A 3036-nucleotide genomic window follows, 5' to 3' on the forward strand; every position below is an offset into this window, starting at 1 on the left:
TTGTGAGAGGTTTTGCTGAGCGGATTTTGCTGTCAGTTAACATGTGAGGGTCACTCCAGTTGTCGAACTGAATGACCCGCAATCTGACCCCAAATGTTCCGGATACGAAGGGATAAATCAATACGTATCGGAAAGACTTTTTACGCCAACATATTGAATTTAAACAATATAAGAATTCATAAGGAAGCATAAAAAAAGAATAGTGGTGCCCGGACTCGGACTAACGCCGAAGGCGTTGAACGACGCGCTTGTCGCGTCGGCCCCGAAGGGGTGAGCCGCTGGCGGCGAATAATCGAACGCAGTTCGATGGAGAGTCCGGCCGTAGAAAAGCAAAAACCCAGCCATAGGCTGGGTTCTTTAATAAGTGGTGCCGGACTCGGAATCATATCCACGATTAACACGCTGTTTGTTATTGGTTTTGTTGGTATTTCTCACAAACAGCGCCCCCATTAAGGCCCCCATAAAAAATCGCTTTGTTTTTGTGATGGTTATCACGAAAAATCGTTGTTTTGCGAGTGGGGGTTTTGTTATGTGTGGAGTTAGGTCCACACATAACGCTCAGAGGTCCACACATAGCGACACTAAAAAATCCATGCTGCATTACGCAGGCAAAACCCCCCTTCGTGTTGAACATCTTTCAAACATACATTTGATATGTTGGAACAACGGTTTTTGAGATAATCAGAAACGGCAATGTTTCTAATCTATAGATTACATTAATATTTTTGCTATACTTTTGAGATATCGTCATGCAACAGTTGAGATAACTAAACATCATGGCTCAATTTAATCACTTTAAACTCTCGCTTCTGAACCCCAGCTTTGATTCCCCTTTGGTCGACGCGCTGACGGAGCTGGAGATACTCCGGCATTTGCGGCTGGAAACCGACGTTCACCCCCTTCTGTTTGCGCAGTTGAAGGCCGTTTTCCACATGCTGGAGAGTTTGGGCTCTGCAAGGATTGAAGGAAACCACACCACGCTTGCCGACTATGTTGAAAGCAAGGTGGAAGGAACGCAGAGTTCGACGGACCAGCTTAAAGAAATCAACAACATTGAAGCGGCGATGGAGTTCATTGACGAATATCTGAATGATGGCGATGACATAACGGAATATTTTATTCGCGAGTTGCATAGTCTGGCAGTGGTCGGGTTGCAACAGGAAGGCGACAGAACGCCCGGCGCATACCGACAACATAATGTCAGCATCGCTCAGTCTGATCATTTGCCGCCGGATCACATCCATGTTGTTGATTATATGGCTGAACTGACCGCCTTTATTAATCGTGCCGATAAGCCAAAGTATGATCTGATGAAGATTGCGCTGGTGCATCACCGCTTTGGCTGGATACATCCCTTTGGCAACGGTAATGGTAGAACGGTCAGATTGCTGACCTATGCGTTGCTTATCAAGTATGGTTTTAACGTTCAGACGGGTGGTCGGGTTCTCAATCCGACAGCGGTATTCTGTAATGATCGTGAACGCTATTACGCCATGCTTTCGTTAGCCGATAAGGGAACAGAGGAGGGGCTGGAAGAATGGTGCTTATATGTGCTTTCGGGGATCTCCTCTGAGCTGAAGAAAGTCGATCAACTGACGAATCACGCTTTCCTGAGCGAAAAGATCCTGTATCCGGCCATCGATTTTTCGTCGGAAAGAGGGCTGATAAATCCGCTGGAATCAAAGGTTCTGAAACGTGCGGTTGAATTGGGGACGATAAAAGCGGGCGATCTACGTGCTGTTTTGCCTGATCTGAAACCGACGCAGGTGACTTACCAGCTTGGTAAACTGATTGAACGGGGACTGCTCCAGCCAGTAGAAGAGGGGGCGCGTACCTATACGGCGAAATTTTCTAATTCGTATCTGATACGTGGAGTGATTAAGGTTCTGCGGGAAGAAGGGTTTATTCCTAATCTATAATCTTAATGAGTAAATTAAATTACAGGCTCCATATTTTTGGCTTCTATAAATATTAAGGTGGTTATTTTTCAAACCACCTTAATTTAATGGATGTTAATTAATATGCTATAAATTTTCTTGTAACCAAGATTCTAACGCATCTACTTGTACAAAGTTAATATTAGTTTCATATGGCGGATATCTTAACCACCAGTAAATTTGTCTACTAATGTACAAATTAATAAATTTGACGTCATGGTTATCTCCGGGCTTATTCCAGTTTAGTAGGGTAAGAATATCATTATAATTTTCCGCTAGAAAATTAATTCTTTTTTCTATTTTCCCAATCTGTCCTCTTTTATCACCTCTACCAAATATTTTCTCTCGTAAACGACGCATGTCTTTAATGCAATAGTAGGGCTGATTATACTTGCACTCTATATTCAACCAAGTGTTGCTATCAGAAAAATAGGCTAAGGTATCAAAATCACCTACATCAGGAAATTTTTTCTTTGGAAAGCGTTTCTTAAAGTCGATGCCAAGTTCAATTTGGGTTGCGAACCTTTTTACAATATTAAAAGTGGTTATTTCTAATTGCTTTTCAATACTCTCTTTTATCTTACCAACCTCATGTGAAATGTGGCTCCATTCAAACTCGGCAGGAAGATATCCATTTGCAATATGAGCAATCCATATTGTCCCTGCTCGATAAGCTGCCGCAGCGCCCCAGATTATATTATTATTGCTAGTTTCTATTAGTGGGCGAATATTATATCGATGATCTCGTTTATTGTGATCGGATATAGGTACATCAAAACATTCAGAATCAGTACCAAGTAATTTTCTTATCTTATTCGGATTAAGAATAAGAAAGTCTATTATTTTTTCTACTTCCTCATTAACCAAGTTTGTATTGTTTTTAAGCAATATGTTTACCATGTCAGCCTTTGTCGTTTGATATGAAGGACTTAATTCAATTTGGTTAAATCTGGCCCATTGAAACAGAATAGAGAAAACAGCAAGTAAACTAGAGTATTTGAAGCCTAAATAGCTGCGCCAAATAGTAGATCACTTTGAGGGAACTCAGCCCGGATTGTGCGATCTGATCAATCGCCAAAAAGAAACAAACCACCAACCG

Annotated in this window: 2 protein-coding genes; one reads left to right on the plus strand and one right to left on the minus strand. The window is 41.8% G+C overall.

Annotation, left to right across the window (positions count from 1 at the left end; genetic code table 11):
* Window positions 1–776 precede the first annotated feature (776 nt).
* A complete protein-coding gene (locus ACI2JR_RS28140; protein WP_462480092.1) occupies window positions 777–1919 on the plus strand; it encodes a Fic family protein in 1143 nt (380 codons plus the stop codon).
* A gap of 105 nt (window positions 1920–2024) precedes the next feature.
* Here ACI2JR_RS28140 and ACI2JR_RS28145 read toward each other — a convergent pair whose 3' ends face one another.
* Complete coding sequence (locus ACI2JR_RS28145; protein ID WP_462480093.1) at window positions 2025–2837, minus strand: hypothetical protein; 813 nt, start codon at window positions 2835–2837, stop codon at window positions 2025–2027.
* Window positions 2838–3036 lie beyond the last annotated feature (199 nt).

The organism is Klebsiella sp. NPDC088457 (genome assembly GCF_044900465.1).
GTDB lineage: Bacteria > Pseudomonadota > Gammaproteobacteria > Enterobacterales > Enterobacteriaceae > Klebsiella.